At 67.4% G+C, this 16,956-nt stretch carries 18 protein-coding genes and 2 pseudogenes; 6 read left to right on the forward strand and 14 right to left on the reverse strand.

Annotated elements, in window-relative coordinates; all coding sequences use genetic code 11:
- Positions 1-202 precede the first annotated feature (202 nt).
- The 4 genes and pseudogenes from ABZT02_RS41565 to ABZT02_RS41580 all read left to right on the forward strand — a co-directional run bounded on the left by ABZT02_RS41565 (position 203) and on the right by ABZT02_RS41580 (position 2,312).
- Positions 203-784, forward strand: a complete 582-nt coding sequence (locus ABZT02_RS41565; protein WP_356027686.1) for a glycoside hydrolase family 3 C-terminal domain-containing protein — start codon at positions 203-205, stop codon at positions 782-784.
- Positions 682-1,239, forward strand: a pseudogene (locus ABZT02_RS41570) (transposase); the annotation flags it as partial. The gene ABZT02_RS41565 and the pseudogene ABZT02_RS41570, both read left to right, overlap by 103 nt.
- Positions 1,240-1,390: 151 nt before the next feature.
- Positions 1,391-1,912 carry a hypothetical protein gene (locus ABZT02_RS41575; RefSeq protein ID WP_356027627.1) on the forward strand — a complete coding sequence of 174 codons (522 nt, stop codon included), beginning with the start codon at positions 1,391-1,393 and terminating at the stop codon, positions 1,910-1,912.
- Positions 1,884-2,312 carry an ester cyclase gene (locus tag ABZT02_RS41580; protein WP_356027630.1) on the forward strand — a complete coding sequence of 143 codons (429 nt, stop codon included), beginning with the start codon at positions 1,884-1,886 and terminating at the stop codon, positions 2,310-2,312. The genes ABZT02_RS41575 and ABZT02_RS41580 overlap by 29 nt, the downstream gene beginning before the upstream one ends.
- An 82-nt stretch (positions 2,313-2,394) precedes the next feature.
- Here ABZT02_RS41580 and ABZT02_RS41585 read toward each other — a convergent pair whose 3' ends face one another.
- The 8 genes and pseudogenes from ABZT02_RS41585 to ABZT02_RS41620 form a co-directional block, all read right to left on the reverse strand.
- Positions 2,395-2,835 carry a hypothetical protein gene (locus tag ABZT02_RS41585; protein WP_356027632.1) on the reverse strand — a complete coding sequence of 147 codons (441 nt, stop codon included), beginning with the start codon at positions 2,833-2,835 and terminating at the stop codon, positions 2,395-2,397.
- Between the two features lie 77 nt (positions 2,836-2,912).
- Complete coding sequence (locus tag ABZT02_RS41590; RefSeq protein ID WP_356027635.1) at positions 2,913-3,137, reverse strand: transposase; 225 nt, start codon at positions 3,135-3,137, stop codon at positions 2,913-2,915.
- A 255-nt stretch (positions 3,138-3,392) separates the two neighbouring features.
- Positions 3,393-3,890: a hypothetical protein gene (locus ABZT02_RS41595; protein ID WP_356027638.1), complete on the reverse strand. Its 498-nt coding sequence runs from the start codon at positions 3,888-3,890 to the stop codon at positions 3,393-3,395.
- Between the two features lie 11 nt (positions 3,891-3,901).
- Positions 3,902-5,119 (reverse strand): RHS repeat-associated core domain-containing protein, encoded by a 1,218-nt coding sequence (locus tag ABZT02_RS41600; protein WP_356027641.1) that lies wholly within the window; start codon positions 5,117-5,119, stop codon positions 3,902-3,904.
- Entirely contained in the window at positions 5,116-5,559 is a 444-nt protein-coding gene (locus tag ABZT02_RS41605) for a hypothetical protein (protein WP_356027643.1), read from the reverse strand. Before ABZT02_RS41605 ends, ABZT02_RS41600 begins: the two co-directional genes overlap by 4 nt.
- A 290-nt stretch (positions 5,560-5,849) precedes the next feature.
- A pseudogene (locus ABZT02_RS41610) lies at positions 5,850-6,321 on the reverse strand (transposase); the annotation flags it as partial.
- 202 nt (positions 6,322-6,523) lie between these two features.
- On the reverse strand, positions 6,524-7,219 hold the full coding sequence (locus ABZT02_RS41615; RefSeq protein ID WP_356027646.1) for a hypothetical protein: 696 nt from the start codon (positions 7,217-7,219) through the stop codon (positions 6,524-6,526).
- Positions 7,220-7,230: 11 nt separating this feature from the next.
- Positions 7,231-10,515, reverse strand: coding sequence for a CHAT domain-containing protein (locus ABZT02_RS41620; RefSeq protein WP_356027648.1), 3,285 nt, complete (start codon positions 10,513-10,515; stop codon positions 7,231-7,233).
- Positions 10,516-10,948: 433 nt separating this feature from the next.
- Here ABZT02_RS41620 and ABZT02_RS41625 point away from each other — a divergent pair, with 433 nt between their 5' ends.
- Positions 10,949-11,119: a hypothetical protein gene (locus ABZT02_RS41625; protein ID WP_356027651.1), complete on the forward strand. Its 171-nt coding sequence runs from the start codon at positions 10,949-10,951 to the stop codon at positions 11,117-11,119.
- Positions 11,120-11,128: 9 nt separating this feature from the next.
- On the opposite strand, the gene ABZT02_RS41630 is transcribed toward ABZT02_RS41625, so the two are convergent.
- Positions 11,129-11,476 carry a hypothetical protein gene (locus ABZT02_RS41630; RefSeq protein WP_356027653.1) on the reverse strand — a complete coding sequence of 116 codons (348 nt, stop codon included), beginning with the start codon at positions 11,474-11,476 and terminating at the stop codon, positions 11,129-11,131.
- 44 nt (positions 11,477-11,520) lie between these two features.
- Here ABZT02_RS41630 and ABZT02_RS41635 point away from each other — a divergent pair, with 44 nt between their 5' ends.
- A complete protein-coding gene (locus ABZT02_RS41635) occupies positions 11,521-11,889 on the forward strand; it encodes a hypothetical protein (protein ID WP_356027656.1) in 369 nt (122 codons plus the stop codon).
- 30 nt (positions 11,890-11,919) lie between these two features.
- Here the strand turns inward: ABZT02_RS41635 and ABZT02_RS41640 are convergent, their stop codons facing one another.
- From ABZT02_RS41640 to ABZT02_RS41660, 5 genes are all read right to left on the reverse strand, one after another.
- Positions 11,920-12,945: a hypothetical protein gene (locus ABZT02_RS41640; RefSeq protein ID WP_356027658.1), complete on the reverse strand. Its 1,026-nt coding sequence runs from the start codon at positions 12,943-12,945 to the stop codon at positions 11,920-11,922.
- A 23-nt stretch (positions 12,946-12,968) separates the two neighbouring features.
- Positions 12,969-14,531, reverse strand: a complete 1,563-nt coding sequence (locus ABZT02_RS41645; RefSeq protein ID WP_356027661.1) for a DNA/RNA non-specific endonuclease — start codon at positions 14,529-14,531, stop codon at positions 12,969-12,971.
- Between the two features lie 266 nt (positions 14,532-14,797).
- Complete coding sequence (locus ABZT02_RS41650; protein ID WP_356027663.1) at positions 14,798-15,481, reverse strand: sensor domain-containing protein; 684 nt, start codon at positions 15,479-15,481, stop codon at positions 14,798-14,800.
- Positions 15,482-15,894: 413 nt separating this feature from the next.
- Positions 15,895-16,467: a hypothetical protein gene (locus ABZT02_RS41655; RefSeq protein ID WP_356027666.1), complete on the reverse strand. Its 573-nt coding sequence runs from the start codon at positions 16,465-16,467 to the stop codon at positions 15,895-15,897.
- On the reverse strand, positions 16,467-16,685 hold the full coding sequence (locus ABZT02_RS41660; RefSeq protein ID WP_356027668.1) for a hypothetical protein: 219 nt from the start codon (positions 16,683-16,685) through the stop codon (positions 16,467-16,469). The genes ABZT02_RS41655 and ABZT02_RS41660 overlap by 1 nt, the downstream gene beginning before the upstream one ends.
- Positions 16,686-16,956 lie beyond the last annotated feature (271 nt).

A 16,956-nucleotide genomic window follows, 5' to 3' on the forward strand; every position in this document is an offset into this window, starting at 1 on the left:
GTGCAGTGCTGCTGCACAACGCCGGGGGCCTTCCGCTGCCCTCCGCCGGCCGGATCGCGCTGATCGGCCCGTGCGCCGACGACGTGCGCACGATGTTCGGCTGCTACAGCTTCCCCAACCACGTCACTCCGAGCGCGACGACCTCGGCAACGGAGTGGAGGCGGTGTCGCTGCGTGCGGCGCTCGCCGCCGAACTTCCGGATGTGGAGTGGCTGTTCGCGCAGGGGTGCCCAATACGGGACGTGGAGCGGGGCGGCATTCCGGCCGCGGTGGAGGCGAGTTCCGCGGCCGACCTCACCGTCCTGGCCGTCGGCGACAAGCCCGGCATGTTCGGCATCGGCACCTCGGGCGAGGGCTGCGACGTCGAGGACCTGCGGCTGCCGGGCGTGCAGGAGGAGCTGGTCGAGGCAGTCCTCGCGACGGGCCGACCTGTCGTCCTCGTCGTCGTCAGCGGTCGCCCGTACGCCGTGGGGCGGTTCGCGGCCGGTACGGCGGTCATGGCTCAGGTCTTCCTGCCCGGCGAGGAAGGGGGCCGAGCGGTCGCCGAACTCCTCTCCGGCCGGGCGAACTTCAGCGGCCGACTGCCGGTGCAGATCCCGAACTCGCCCGCCGGACAGCCGTACACCTACCTCCACCCGCCCCTGGGCGACCGGCAGAGCTGGCTGTCCAACCTGGACCCGACCTGTTCGGGCTGTCGAAGTCCGCGGCAGACCGGATCATCGACCACCTTGGCCCGGCGTTCTCGCTCCAACCCTGCAGACGATTCCGAAAGGACACCGTGCTGATCGTGGACGCCACCCTGGTCCCCACCCGCGACCACACCGTGGCCGAGCAATCGAAGAACTACCGGTACTCCACCAACCACCAGGTCGTCATCGACGCCGACACCCGGCTCGTCGTCGCCGTCGGCCGGCCGGTCACCGGAAACCGCAACGACTGCAAGGCATGGGAGCTGTCCGGCGCGAAAGACGCCGTAGGCCACACCACGGTGATCGCGGACGGAAGCTACCGCGGCACCGGTCTGGTCATCCCGCACCGTCGCGAACGCGGCCAGAGCGAACTCCCGGACTGGAAAGAAGAACACAACCGCTCGCACCGCAAGGTCCGCGCCCGCGTCGAGCATGTCTTCGCCCGCATGAAGACCTGGCAGATCCTCCGCGACTGCCGTCTGAAAGGCGACGGCGTCCACCACGCCATGCTCGGCATCGCCCGCCTGCACAACCTCACACTGGTCGACTGAAAGGCAACAGCACTGGTCAACCGGCACGCAATAGCTCATTTACGGGACAACGCTTAGCGGCGCAGCCGCTCAATATGTCCTCGCCCCGGCCGAGATCCTCGCGGCGGCACCGAAGGGCATCCCGCCGGCCGATATAGCCGCGCTGCCGCTGGTGGGACTGACCGCGCACCAGGCGCTGTTCGACTACAGCAAGCTGACCGCCGGGCAGCGCGTGCTGATCAGTCTGCGCATCTCGCCGGGCAACCCCTACAGCGACATCGCCGAGCGCGATACCCGCGACCTGTACCCGGCACTCGTCACGGCACTGGCACCGCTGAGCCTCGCCTACCTCCACCTGATCCACGGCGGCGACGAGGAGTTGCTGCGGCGACTGCGGCAGCAGTCGCCGACGGCCCTGTTCCTCAACCGTGCGGGCGCCGACATCGACACGCGCGTCGCCGACCTCGACGCCGGCCTGGCGGACGTCATCACGGTCGGCACGACGGCACTGGCGAACCCCGACCTCCCAACCCGCCTCCGCTCGGGCGCACCGCTGAACCAGGCCGACCCGGCCACGTTCTACGGCGGCGACCACCGCGGTTACACCGACTACCCCACCCTCGCCGCGGCGACCGCCAGCGGTGCCAACACCATGAGGAGACCGCGTGACCACCTCCGGACCCCAGCTTGCTGAGCTCTTCGTCGAGATGACCAACACCCACAACCCGGACCTGGTGGACCGATTCGTCGCCAGGGACTACATCAACCACAACGACTTCGTCGCCGACGGACGCGAGGCCAACCGCCAGTTCTGGGCCGCGTTCTTCACCGGCCTGCCCGACGTGAAAGTCACGATGGAAGACCTGATCGTCTCCGGTGACCGCGTCGTCGGCCGCTTCGTCTACCGCGGCACCCACACCGGGGACCTGCTGGGCATCCCCGCCAGCGGCCAACGCGTCGAGATGCGCAGCATCGACATCTGGCGCGTCGATGACGGCATGTTCGTCGAGCACTGGGACGAGCTGAACCTGATGCAGATGTTTCAGCAGATCGGCGTCCTGCCGCCGCTCGACGGCCCGGAGGCGAAGGCATGACACTTCTCTCGCAACTCGCCGCATTGCTGGCGATCCTGAGCACGGGGATCGTCTACGGCACCGACGTGTTCTGCGCGCTGGTTCAGCGCGACGCACTCGAGCGCGTCGATGACACTTCTCTTACCTCCGCGACGTCGCAGCCGCCGCCGCGTCCGTGCTCGCCGCGGTGGCCGGATGACCCGCTGGATCGGCGACCGCAGCAGCGGCCTTCCTGCTGCTGGTGGTCTGGGTGCTGCTCTTCCTGGTTGACCCGGTGGATGAACGCTTCCCGCGTCTCCCCAAAGGCCATGGCGCGCTGGTGGCTCTCTGCGCTCCCGCCGAGGCGGCCGTGGTAGTCGCCGAGGATGTGGGCGGCAAAATCGTGCACGGTCCAGCCCGGGACCGCAGCTCTGCTCCACTCATTGCGCCGCAGACGGCGTAGCAGGTCGAGGAGCGACGCCAGCTCTGGCCCGAACAGCGGGCGAGCGTCAATCGGGTTGCCCAGCCAGGAAGGGTCGGATTTGCCGTTGGGCTGGAGACTCATGGTCAAAGCCTGGCAGCCGGCAGGCTCGGTCTGCCATCGAATACCCACTCACCTCACGGACAGGAGGGGCATGTCGGTCAGCCACCCATCATCAGGCCAGTGCCGGCCAGACAGCCGTCGACCAGATTGGGCCGGTACTGGATCTGCTTGAGGCTGCGCTTCACAGCCCGGGTGATCTGGGCGAGGTCAGCTGCGGCGAGGTTGCCGAGGTCGCGTTTGACCAGCGACCAAATGTCCTCCTGAGGGTTCAAGTCGGGTGCATAGGCGGGCAGCTGGAAGACGGTGAGCCAGGCCTCGTTCACGAACCGACGGCTTTGGAATCGCCTTCGTCATGGACCAGCCGTATCAAGGTCGCCCCAAGTCCCAGAACGTCCCAGGCATCGGATACCGACTCCCTCGGTGCTCGGGTCATTGGGCCGAGGACTACTGACCCGAGCACCGGCGGATACTCCAAACTTACCGGCCCTTTGATCGAGCCCGGCCCTGCGGTGGCTGTGCGTGGTGAACGCAAGCCGACCACAGAGCTGGCGAATTTCAACAGGTAGTGGAGGCCCGCGCTACTTGGCGAATTTACATTGCCAGGATTCCCCAAGGAAGCGCACCACATCCTGATCGTATTTCCGGGGATCCCAGCCGTCGATCATGAATAGGGCCGACACTAGGTCCGAGTCTGCGCTATTCGGTGCCACACATGCGGACCTGTCTCCTTTATTTCTGGCTCGACTGTGGGCAAGGTCTACCGCCTTGCCCGAATTTACGACAACCAGGCGGTAGGAAACATTCAGTTCGATCTCGTTTTTCGCGATGTCATCGGGGCCTTGATCAGCCGCACCCGGAGTTGCGACTATTTCCCTGAATGGATTTCTCACATCCTCCTTTGCCTCGCCTAGGAGGTTTCCGTAGCGCTCCATCAGGGTCCGAACGCTTTCCGCTTCTGTTGCAAGTGCGCCTGGGTCGTCGGAGCCGTAGCTAGCCGTCAGGGCGTGTCGCTGAACGGCCTGCGCGATTTCGTCAGCCAGTGACAGTAGATTCTGTTCACCGTCAGCACTAATCATTCTTTGGTCCTTTACGGCTTTATCTTCAGTATCCACCGGTAGTGGAATGTGTGCATCAGTTCCCCCCACTTATTGTAGTAATCTACGTGTACATGGTCTCCGGCACTGCAGACTCCTCGGTACCGGCACCGTCCGCCGCCTTTCGCAGCTGCTCGCGCGTCTCGCTCCGCTTCTGCTCGTGTCCGGTAATTGCGGCCCGCGTTGGTCTTATTGTGCTTTATCTTCCTGGCGTATATGGCGGCTACGGAACTACCGGAGTATGACTTACACCAATCCAGCCAGGTGCAGTTGAAGTTGAGAGCGCGATGATAAAGGCGCCGCCAACCCCACTGTCCGTTCAGGTCGTAGCAGCTGATGGGGTCGGAGGTGCAGTAATCGTAGGCGTTGGCGTTGCCGCCGGGAATCGGGTCCGTGGACAGGAACCGTCCGATGGTGGGGTCGTAGAGGCGGACGCCCATGAGGGTTACGCCGGTGATCGTTTCGCCGGAGCGCTGCTTGCCACCGAGCCAGCCGTAGCGGGTGGCGGCGGTGCTGTCCTCCGGGTTGCCGTACTCGTCGTAAGACTGTGCGGTCGGCGCTACGGAGGGGTCCAGGGGGAGCTGGACGGTGACGTCGCCGTGGATGTCGGTCAGCTGGAGCACCGTGCTGCCTGTGGCGCTGGTGGTGGCTCCTAGGTTCCCGCCGATGTCCTGGACGTTGCGGGTGATCGCCGAGGTGTTCTCCTGGACCCAGTCGGGGCTGTCGCTGTCGGAGCCGTAGTGGTCGGTCTTCGACCCGGTCTGCGTCCAGGTGCCGTCTGTGCTCTGGGATTCTGAGTCCTTGTTGGGAGTCAGCACCAGAGTCTGGGAGCCGTCGGAGGCGGTCTCGACCTTCGTGGCGACCTGCTCCTGGTGCGCGGACTCACCCGAGGCCGGGTCCTTGCTGGCGTCCCACATCATCGGGGCCGGTGCCTCAGCGACCAGGTCATCGGCGCTGTTCTTCAGCAGCAGGTGACCGGAATCGGCCTGGGACAGCTTCAGCCCGTCCAGCTTGAGCGGAATCCGGTACGACACCGCATCGCCGTCCGGCTGCTGCGTCAGCTTGATGTTCTTCGAGAATCCCTGGGCGAGCGCGGTCACGGACAGGGTCTGGCCGCTGCCGAGGTCGTAGGAGGCGGTGCTGTCCTTTACCTCGGGGGTTGGCAGCTTGTCCTGCCAGCCCAGCCCGAAGGACTCCTTGCCCTTCGTCACCGATGCCAGATCCGTGTCGCCCCGTCCGAGACCGCGATGTCCGCGGTTGCGGCCTGGGGCGTCAAGTCCGCGCCGGTGTCGGACAGTGAGGTGTTGATGTTCTTCCAGGTGCCGTCCTGCTTCACCCGGACCGGACCCGCATACGCCTCGGTCTCCAGCTCCCCACTGGGCAGGGCATACGTCGTCGAGTCAGTCGTCCGGGCCGACAGCACCTCGGTCTTCCGGTTCTGCAGACGGGCCATCAGCACTGCCGAGGTCTCGTCCTGCGCCTCGGCAGGACCTGAGGCGTTACTCGTGTCAGATGATGCAGAAGCGGCCGACGCATTCGTCGTGGTGTCGGCGAACGCAAGTCCACTGCTCTCGGCTACCACGGCCGTCTCGGCGGCCATGAGCATCACGACGCCGATGGCTATCTGCCGCAGCCGTCGTGCTTGCTGCACGCGGCCTCTTCTTGGCTTGCGATGGGTCACAGGTCTGTGACGCACAGTCAGTTCCCTCCCTGATGCTCCGCACTGTGGAGCTCAACGAAACGAACTGATCTTCACCGAAGGTCCGCGGCGCGCTCCCGGAATCACAAAGGACACTCAATCCAAGCCCGGGGAGTGATCAAGCAGCAGCAAAGATTACTCCATGCCGCAGCAGTCCGATTGACAAGTAAATGGGCACCTTTGTATGACTCGCCCACGTGCACGATAGATAGGCAGGGCGGTGTGCGGACCCCCAGGCCACTTTAAGGTTTTCCTAAGAAATGAAAGAAGAAGTGAATCAATCGGTATGAACCCGGCATGATCTCGCGCCAGGAGATGGTGTTCTCTCTGGTGAGGCGGCGGGCCATGAGGTCGGTCATGGCGAGGTGGATCATGGCTTCGGAGCGGGCAGGGAGGGTCTCGTAGTCGCGGGCCAGGCGGCGGTGGAGCATCAGCCAGCCATAGGTCCGCTCGACCGGCCGCCGCTTCGGGATCGGGGCGAATCCCCTGGCCCCAGGGGTGCGTTGGACGATTTCGAGGTTGATGCCGAGAGCTGCAGCGTGCTCGACGAAGTGCTTGCGGTAGCCGCCGTCGACCAGACCTTGCGCAGGGTGGGGTGGTCGGTGGCGGCGCCTGCTCCGGGAGGGGTCGGCCAGCGGTGGAATCCTGGACGCCGGCAGCGGTGACCAGCACCGCGAGCAGGCCGAGGGTGTCGGTGATGATGCTGCGGAGGCGGCGACGTCAGGCCGGCTTCGCCGGGCAGTTGCTCGCCGAGGACCACTATGACGTCGCCAGACACTCTGCGCCAGTTGGAGGCCGTTGGAGTGGGCCAGGCCCTCGATGCCCACCCCGCACCGGCACGGTCACCAGACCCAACGGCAGCGCAACGGCGATGCACGAGTCCGTCAGTAGCGCTCCGCTGCGGGGCCGAGCGACGCTACGGGTTGTCGGTGAGCGATCCCCGCCCTTCCAGCCGCACTTTCCGGCGGCCGACGAGCGGTACGACGCCGAGGGCTCCCTGGACCGAGACGCCCGCCCGCAAGGTGGTGTGCAGGCGGGCAGCGGTGACCCCGTCCGGAAGGCCGACCAGCAGGCGCAGGACGCGGTCGACGTGCAGGGGCGCTTCACCGACCTGCATGAAGTCCCACCAGGCCGCTGAGAACATGGGCCCGGACGACGTCAGCCGGGGTAAGTACACGTCCTGTTCCCTGGCCCGTTCGACGCTGACCTCGGGCCCCAGGGGGACGGCCTCGATCTCCAGGGACAGGCCACCGCTGTACCGGGTGGTCACCTTCACCGGTTCGGTGGCGACCTCGTCCTTCGGACTGAGGTCGAGGACCTTCCCGTTGCTTTCGGAGACGTCCACGCTCACTCTGACCCACCGGAGGCGGCACTCGGGGTGCCGGTGAGCGACGCATCGCAGCGGGATGTCGACCGTACTTCCCTGACCGGACGCGAGCGGATGCCACGCGTCAGGGCCTGCCCGTAGGGCGAACCTGTTCTCCCGTGCCATCAGTCGGACCGTTCGGTCCAGGGTGACCGGTTCGGCGCGTTCCTCCAGGGCTGCTTCGTCAATGTCCATCACGAAGTCGGCGGTGTGCTCGCCCGCCGCCGCGTCCTGACCGTTGTGCAACTGATCCTCCCTCATAGCCAGTCGCCGATGGCGACGAAGGCGCCCCAGTGGTAGAAGTGCCGGCGTGCTGTACCGGCCACTGCTCGGGCCGCGCGATGCAACGCGTCAACGGCGCTGTGCCCGTTGGCCAGTTCCCGGTGGAATTTTTCGAGCAGGGCGGCCGCGGACGTGTCCGCCACCTTCCACTGGCTCACCACGACCGACCTGGTCCCACCGAGGAACAACGCGCGCGGAAGTCCCACCGGCTCGTCACCGCTGCGGTGTTCGTTGACCCCGGTTTCGCAGCCGCTGAGCACCACCAGACCGGCTTCGAGACGGCGGCCGACAAGGTCGGAGGCGCGCAGCACCCCATCCGCCATCTCCATGCCGCGTTCAAAGCCGTCCCCGGTCGACAGGCGGCCATGGCCCGCGAGATGCACGAGGGCGCAGGTCTCCAGTGCCTCAAGGACCCGGGCCCTTGTCACCTCCTCACTCAGTTTCTCCTCGACCGCGAGGAGACGGGCCACAGACCCTGCCTCCTCCGCCGACCTCGGCAGATTGGCTTGCGAGTCGCCGAACACCGCGCGCGCTCCTGTCCGTGCCTGATGCGCTCTGCCCTCGCGACTCATGAGGTCGACCAGCACCGCGGTGCTCGGGCTGTAGCACACCGGATTGCGCAACAGCAGCGGCTCACCCGCGACGGGCAGGGTGTGCAGCGGCAGGTCGTGGAGGATGCCGTGCGGCACGAGGTAGACAATGTCACCGGGCCTGGTCCAGTCCGCCAGCGGGGCGACGAGCGGCGCGAAGGAGTGCCAGTCGCGTTCTCCCCCGTCGGCGAGATCCTGCATCATCAGCCGCACCCCGCCGGGCCGGCGGAAGTACTGAGCGGCGTAACGGGACAGGCGTGCGTGATCGACCGCGACGGGCTTCACCTGTGGTGTGGGCCAGTCGGCGCGCAGTGCGAACAGCAGCGTCTCACGAGGAGTGCACCGGTACTCGGCAACGACGATCCGACGTCCGCCAGTGTGCCGCTGGTCGCTGTCCAGCGCCGCGCGCAGTTCCTCGTAGTCCGGAGGCTCGACGGACCTGGCGCGTGCGTAGCCGGCCATCGGACCGTCGCGCATCGACTCAAGCAGTACGGCGATTTCCTCACGCAGCGCCAGTTCCTCCGAGTCGGTCAAGGCGGAGCGGTTTTGAAGCGCTCGTTCACGGGCGAGTTCGGGCGCCTCCCGTAGGACCGACTCGGCGAGTTCGAGCTCGCCCAGACCGTCGAGCAGCGCCCGGCCTTTGGTCCGTTCGAGCCATCGCAACGCCCCGGCCGCGTCGGATCTGCGGTACCAGCTCAGTTCGAAACCGAGGCGGTAGACCTCGGACGTGTCACCGGCCAGCGCTATGCGTACGTGCTGGGCGCGCAGCGCGGTCATGTCCGCCGTCGCCGAGGCGGCACGGAGCCGGTCCAGTTCCCGGGCCGCCTCGTCGAGAAGTGTGCCCGCGCGGACCCAGTGGCTGTCGCGGTCCCGGTTCGTGCGCGCATAACGGTCTCCGGTCTCCAGCGCACAGATGCCACGGTGGAACAGCACCCGCCATATCTCCGGGCGCATACCTGCAGCGGCAAGCAGACGCTGCACCTCGCCCAGACGGCTCTCGGCATCTTCGTACAGCGCTGCCCCACCTCCCTGTCGGGCTCGGTCGATCAACACCAGCGCCTGGTAGCTGAGGGTGAAGGCGAGTTGCGGACGCAGCCCGAGGGCCCGGGACAACTCCTCGGCGCGGCCGAGGGACTCGCCGCACTCCTCCCAATCTGCGGCGAAGAAGGCCGCCTGGCCACGCTGCTGATGGACCGACACCAGGTGGACGCGCGCCTCCAGGGTTCGTACAGACTCCAGTAGCCGTGTCGCCCGGTCGAACAGTCCGGCCACGTCGTCATGTGCGCCGGCCACCGCGCGGCCGTCGCGCCGACGAGCCAGCACGATCACCCATGCCTGGAACGAAAGGCATCGCGCCTCGTCCACAGGAAGACCCAGCTGACGGGCCACGGCAGCACCGTGCTCCAACTGCGCGCAGGCCGCGGGGCTGTCGGACTCCGCGAGGAGACCCGCCAGCGACAGCGCGACCTCGGGCAGCAGACCCGCGGGCGCCGGACGGTCCCGCAGTTCATGTTCGACGTCTCGCAGCAGTTGCATGGCCTCCTCGGTCAGGCCCATCGCCGACAGCACCGAGGCTCGCACGACGGCCTGGCCGGCGAACTCGCCTGTCCCCGACCGGCTCGGCCGCAGGGTGAGCGTGTCGGCCAGGCCACGGTTTCCGCCGCGAAAGGCGATGTCCGCGTCGCTGATCGCTCTCGCATCGTCGGCGAGCGGATGCCCGATACGTTCGGCCAGAGCCGCAGCCCTGCGGTCGGCGACCGCCCGCGCTGCCGCATCGCCGTGATGGACGTGCCACATGGACAGCGCCTGCCAGGCAGTCACCTCCTGACCTGGTACGTCAGCCCGCCGGAAGCCTTCTGCCGCTTGCTCGGTGAGTGCCACGCCGTCGGGCGCCCCGTACTCCAGGCACAGGTGCCCGAGAGCCAGATGTGCCCGCGGTTCCGCTAGACAGCCGCCGGCGGTGGAGATCCGGTCCGCCGCGCTCTCCAGCGCGGCGAGCAGCGGCCCGGCCTCTCGCCCCTCGGGCTCTTGCCACTCGGTCTGGAACCAGCGACCGAGATCGAGTTCCGCGAGGACGAATGCCGTTTCAGCGGCCGACAGAGCGTCGTGTCGCCGTTCCGCCGACTCCAAGAGGGCCAGTAGAAGCTCACGGGCCCGAGCAGGGTCGGCTCCCGGAGCGCGGCGCAGGAACGAAGCAGCCCGCCGGATCGCCCGGTCGGCGTCCTGGTACAGCCCCGCACGACGGTAGGCGGCCGCCGAGGCCTCCCACTGATCGGAAACGACGGCACGCTGGGCGGGGTCCTGGCCCGACAGCACGAACCGCAGGGCCGAGCCTTGTGCCCTGAGGTCCCGGGCCAGCGCGGCGGGCGCCGGGGCTGCATCGGCAGCGACTCGTTCGCAATGCCTGATGAACTCATTCAGCGGCCCGGGAGCCAGCTCCGATCCCCGAGCAAAGACCCTGACGAACCGACTCCACAGACCGGCAATACCGTCAGTGGCGAAACGACCGTCGGCGGCTTCCGCCAAGGCGTCGGCCACTTTGACGAGGCCCTGCTCCAGGCGGCATCGGAGCAAGAGCGTCCACGTCTCCTCGTCCCAGCCGTGTGGGCCAGGCCGTCGCGCACTCCATGCGACGGCCTCCACGAGTTCCGCATACCGCTGCTGGTCCAACAGGAGTCTCGTCGCCGAGGCATCCACTCGGGCCCCCTGTCACTCCGACCACCCCCACTGATGGCAACGGATATGAGGATGCCCTGTCGACCGCCTGCGAACTCCTGAATGTCCGTTCATTTACGGTTCGCCCACTCCTGCCGCCCGAACGACGTTGCACAGCCGTACCGAGCCGTGCTGTTGATGACCGTTTGCCTGCGCATGAGGTGGCGCCCGGCGCAACGCGAGGGACTACGAACGCCTGATGTCCCACGCCGAAGCCCATATACAGTGGGCGTTCATCACGCTGATGTCCCGCCGTCTGGCCCGACCACACCGGCAGTCGGTCCTACTCAAGGCAGCCGTCTGAAGATCCCCCCGTTGCAGTTCGGCTGCCCGCCCATCGATGCCCACCCGAACGGCAAACGAGATCACTGCTGCCCTTGATGCCCCCATGACCTGCGAAAAGAGGAAGTCTGGCTCCTGGATAGCCCTTTCGGTCGGTGGCGCGGCCGAGGGCTGCCACTTCGACCTGGCGGTGGTGAACGATGGCAAGGCACTGTGCGCGACGGACGACCGGGATGCGCCGTGCGGGTTGGACGTGAAGTTCACCAAGGAGTCGTAGGGGTACAGCTCACTTTTTGAACGCCGCCAAGACCCGTGTGTGAGGCGCCGTTCGGGCCTGCTGGACGATGCGGTCGGCGATGTGGGCGAGCCTGTCGGCGATCGCCTCGACAGCGTGAAACCAGCCTTCGTGGACCTGGTCGCTGCTGCTGGAGGGGGCCTGTAGGTCCAGCTCGATGACTTCGCCCTGAGCGCCTTCCACGGCGCCGGCCTGGATGGCCGCGATGAGGGTGTGCACCTCAGGCGGGCTCGCGCCTGCGGCGCCGAGAAGCTCGGTCACACGCTGCTCGGCCTTCGCGGCCGTCTCTCCGTACACGGCGATCAGCGGTAACTCCCGCCGTTCTGGGTGGTGGCTCAAGATGTGGATTCCCTTGCTGCGGCGGGCGGTTCGGCTGCTGGTGCGTGCTGCTATCGGACTTCGACGTAGTACGAGGCGCCGGTGAACTCCCAGCCGTCGGTGCCTTCGCCGATGACGTCGTCGATGAAGTGGTCCTCGAACTCGTCGTCGGCGAGTTCGCCGGCGAGTCAGAGTTCCTCGATCTCGTCCCGGTGCCCCGGCTGCCGTCGATCCGCAGAGGGTCGGCAGCTGCCGCCCTGCTGGTCCCGCACACCACCACAGTCGACGGCCTCGACGCAGGCAACCCATCAGCCCTGGCGTCTTCTGAAGGCTCATCAGCCGGTTGCTGTGACCTGCGAAGCACTCACATCCCCGTTGAACCGGGCGTCGGACAACCTGCTCGTTCGAATCTGAGTGCCGAAGATCAGCGATGATCCCGGGGCACTTCACATTGAATTGCGAACTTACTGGAGCAGCGTGGCGTGCGGATGTTCCGGCGACGCGGGGCAGGAATAAATCTGCTGGTTGTAGCCGCCGGCGAGGTTGATCCTGGTGGGGTTGGCGAGGGTGGGATACACGGTTGGGGACGCGGCGGCGGCCCGGTCCTCATAGGGGACCCAGCTGGGACCGTCCGGCTGCCACTCATAGGAGGCGACGGTCAGCATCGGCTCCATCCGGCTGCGACAGACGGTGCAGTACCGGGGATGGGGGTCAGTGACACTCCATGGCGCCCATCCTCCGGCCTTCCAACCGGGCGCGAGGGACAACTCGTGGTCGTAGAAGAGCTCTTGCGCTCCATCGTAGAGGCCGCCGGGTCCCGCACCGGCCGTCTGCCGTGTGCTCCACTCGGCCACCCGCCTGCGCAGTTCCTCGTCCAATTCTGCGGCTGCGGGGTACTCGACGATCTGTTCCGAGTCGACGGGGCAGGGCTCGGGCAGATAGTCGCCGTACTGGACCGCGTCCGGCTCCGGAGTTGGCGTGAGAACGTCGGTGACCTCGGTCGAGGACCGCCACAACAGCTCGGTCCTGGGCATGTTCTGCTCGCCGTGGTCGAAGGGGCACCACAGCACCTGGAGGAGGTCCGCTTCCCCCGGCCGGCGCAGGACGGGAACGTCGTGCACGTACAACTGGGCGAGAGCCAGCATGGCGATCGGCCCCGTGGGGGTCGGGTGTCCGGCCTTGATCCGGGCCATCTCGGCCTGCTCCTGCAGGGTGTGCGGGAGACCGGCCCGGGCGGCCTCCTCAAGTCGCCGCAGCTGCCGTACATCGGCCGGGGAGCGTGCTGGCAGCAGGTCCGATGCCCAGTGCGGGCCGTCGCAATGCGGCCACGGCTCGTGTGCCGGCCACAGCAGCGGCCCGCCCACTGAGCTGTCCCGGGGGGACGGCGAACCTGGTCGCGGGTGCAACCGGGTCGCCGTCCGGGCTAGGGGGATGAGTTCGGGGAAGGCGGCGGCGATGTCGGCCGGCCGTGGGGGGGTAGTGCGGGTCACGTCGGCCTCCTGGTGGGCGGATGTCAGTTTCCCAGGTTGCGGCTGCCGCCCTTCGCGGTGTTGAGGAGTGTGATCGGGGGGAAGAGCGGCCATGACGATCCGTTGGGCTTTTGGACGGTGGCGTTCATCGAGACGCCGTCGGGGATGGTGCTGGTTTCGTCCCGGTAGTGCGGCGTCACCTCGTAGTACACCGCGTTTCCGCTTCCCGCCGGGAAGGCACTCACGGCTTCCTGGACGATCGTCTCGTAGGTCCGCATGCTGCCCCGGGTGGTGTTCAACCCAACCTGCCAGCAGGGGAAGAGATTCGCCCAGTCCGCCTGCGTACTGCCCTTTCCTCCGAGTGCCCGTGCGATCAGGTGGCATCGGGAGAGGTTGGCGGTGGGCTCCTGGATACGTGCGTCCTGGAAACCGGTGATGTCGCCGTCGGCATCGGTTCCAGGCGTCAGGGGGCTCGCCAGGCAGGCTTCTGCCTTGCCGGAGCGGGTGCCCGGCGGGCCTGCCGGACTGTTCATCTTATTGCGCGCCGGGACCCCCTGGGCCGTGTTGAGGATCCATCCTCCGCCGCCCCCGGTCCCTTGTGCCGGGCCTGGCTTGTTGGCCAGGCACTCGGCCTTTCCGCCGGAGGACGAAGACGGAGAAGGAGAGGGTGTGCCGCCACCGGACGATGAGGATTCCGGGTCCTCGTAGACGGTGATGAACTGCTTGAAGACGATCTCTCGGCCACCGAAGGTGAAGGTGGTCGTTCTTCCTTGCTTGACGGCGGACTCCAAGGCCGCCTGCGCCGGACTGGCTGCCTGCGAGGTCTGCACCCGCAACGCCGTGTACGTCCCGTCGGAATTGCTGACCAGCCCGTCGTAACCGAAGGCCGGGCTGGTCAGGCGGGCCGCCTGAGACTGCGGGAGCGCGCGGATGGTGGCGGGTGACAGGTACACCGTGCCGGGCTGCCGGTCCACCGTGTCACCGGTTCGCTGCGCGTACGCCTCGAGTGCGGCGTTCTGCGGCAGCCTGGAGGGAGTGTCGCCGCCTTCGGCGCTGTCGTCAGCTTCCTGGGGCTTCGTCTGAGCGGACTGCTGGGGCGGACGGGCCGCGTCACCGCCCTGGTCCATCGCCGCCGCCGGGTCCGGCGGATCCTCAGCGAGGCTCTGGATGGCCTCGGCTATCTCCTGGAGCAACTGCTGGCCTTGGGAGACCAGTTGCTGCTGCCTGCTCTGGAGCGTGCTGGCCTTCGCGTCGTTCGCCTCGGTGGCAGCGGTGAGTTGAGCCTGCCGGGCGCTGAGCTTGGACCGCTCCCTGGTGAGTTGGGACTGCTTGGTCCGCAGGTTGCTCTGTTCGGCGCGGAGTTGGGACTGCTCGCTATTCAGCTGGCTTGCTTCGGCGGAGTACGCGTTGGCTGCGGCGGCCTGTCGGGGCAGTTCGAAGGTGTTCGGCTTTCTGTTGTGGGCATCGATCTTGGCGTTCAGGGCGTCCGCACGCGCATTGAAGGAACCGGTTTCCCTGTCCAGGGCGTCGGACCGGGTCTTGAGCGCCTCGGCGGCCTTGTTGGCGGCGGCGGCGTCCTTGGTGATCCTCTCCGCTTCGGCGATCACGGCCTTCGCCTGTTGCGCGAACTGCGCTTGCTCCCGGTTGAACGCTTCGGCTTCCTCGACAAGGGTTGCCGAGGCAGCCGCGAGGTCCCCTGACGGAGCCAGGCGGGCGACGCTGCCAGGCTGAGCCGGGGCGGCCAGCGTGCCCGTGGCTGCGCCGGCCCGTGTCCCCGCATCGACGGCCGGCACCATTACGGCCACCAGGAGGAGGCAGGCGGCGCGCAGTACAACTCGCTGAAAGCGAGCGGACGGCCGACCGGTACGCGGGGTCATCCGCTCACCTTCCCGGAGAGTGCGTCGGCGAGCTTCGAGGTGACCAGCTGCCCGTCACCGGCCTCGCAGATGGTGACCTGGAGAAGACTCATGCCCTTCAGACGTGCCTGGTGGTAGCAGGCCCACCCTCCCCCGCCGCGCTGTGTCGCCGTCCACGCCACGGCGACCTGGCTCGCCGGATCGGCCGTGTAGTCCCACTTCGAGGTACGGCCGGCCTGGTCGGTGCGCGTCGAGGACGGGCACCGGGTGAGACCGGAGGTGAGGGTCTTGAATGCGGCACCGGCCTTCTCGCGGTCCGGGAACACGCCGATGACCTGGTTCACGGTGTACGCGCCCGTGCCCCCGGTGTCCTGATAGGTCGCTGACACAAACGCGCTCCACGCGTGCCCGTACACAGACTCGGTCGAGGGCCCCACCGCCACGGCGCAGTCTGACGGAGAGACCGTGATCGGGGCGTGCGGCTGGTTCGACCTGGGGCCGGAAACCAAGGTCGTCCTGGCGAGCTTGCTGACACTGTCAGGAGTGAGAAGGTCCGCTTGGATTGTCCCTGTGACCAGGCGCAAAGGAATCGCCTTCTCCTTGGACGGCCAGAGCGCCCACCCGATACCGGCCACGGCCAGACAGGCCACCACACCGAGCGCCACCCACCCCCGGCGCCCCGCGGGCAGGAGTCTCTTCATCGCCCGGGTCGCTCTTGTAAGCCCGTTCTGGGGCGCGGTAGCACCCGCCGCACCGTCCTGACCAAAGGTCGCCGCATCGCCCGAGTTGGGCACGCCTGAATCTCCGGACACCCTCAACCCCCGTGTCTTCGCCCGCACTTGAGCACGCAGGGTAGCGTTTGCGAACCGTTGTCCCTAGGGGACATTCAGTCGTGCTGATACTGATCCCAAGCGGGGGGGCGTGGTGGGCCGCAGATCCCTGACGGGGCGAACGTGCGGCAGACGGCCCGGAGCAACAGGGCTCTGACGGCCTCGCCCACGTACGGACGCAGGCGCGACCGCCCACGGGACCTGCACGGTGGTCGCCCGGGAGTCAACGGGCTTGGACTGAAGTCCGGTCAGAACGACCTCGTGCAGGTGCCGGTTCAGTGCTGCTACCGGACTTCGACGGAGTACGAGGCGCCGGTGAACTCCCAGCCGTCGGTGCCTTCGCCGATGTCCTCGACGATGACGTCGTTGATGAAGTGGTCCTCGAACTCGTCGTCGGTGAGTTCGCCGGCGAGCCAGAGTTCCTCGATCGCGTCCCAGTTGCCCCGGCTGCCGTCGATGCGCAGGGGTGCGGCGTCCGCGGTGCCGCGCGTCCGTACGTCGTTGCCGGTTTTGACGACGCCGCTGATCTCGTACTGGCCGTCTGTGATGTGGTCGGGGAGCGGGTCGGCGGGGACGATGGCGACGTTCTCGTACGCCGTGTGGATGATGTCCAGGTAGCTGCGGCGGACGTTGTACTCCGCGTCGGACAGCCAGTTGACCAGAGTCTTGGTCGTCACGTGGAGGCCGGCGTCGGCCAGAGCCTGCTGCCCGCGGTGGGTCGCGGTGAGCTGACTGAGCTGGGCGTGCCAGTGCTTGGCGTTGTACGACGACAGCCGGTGGCGGGGGGTGACCTGGGAGCGCAGGAGGTCGTTGAGGGCGGCGCCCAGGGAGTCGCCGCGGCCTCTGGGGCCAGCCATCAGTCGTCACCCTCGGGAATCATCTCGCCGGGCTGGACGAACTTGGCCTTCACTTCGCCGAAGCCGGTCCCGATCCGGTACGTGGCGGGCGCGGTGCCATCCGGCGCCCAGAAGACGGCCGCGTCGACGTTGCGCAGCGCCAGGAGCCGGTGGCCTTCCTCGACGGCCCGGAAGGCCACGCTCCAGTGACGGACGGACGCCTCCGCGACCATGCTCATGCGCCAGTCCGGCCGCCAGAACGGGGAGCGCTGGGAGGGGCGCTTGGGCCACAGCAGGCGCAGTGCGATGGACAGGCGGGTCTTGTAGGCCTTGTAGGGGGCGCCGCCGACCTGGACGAGTTCGGTGCGCGCCTTGGCGGGTGGCTTCGTAGAACGGCTTGAACAGCGACTCGTTGGCCTTGCCGGTCCAGGAGTCGTGGATGGTCGGCATCGCGTCGAGGTGGTTGTCCCTCACGAGCTTCATCAGCTGCTTGATGTGGGGGGTGGTGAC

The sequence above is a fragment of the Streptomyces sp. NPDC005402 genome, from assembly GCF_040606575.1.
GTDB lineage: Bacteria > Actinomycetota > Actinomycetes > Streptomycetales > Streptomycetaceae > Streptomyces.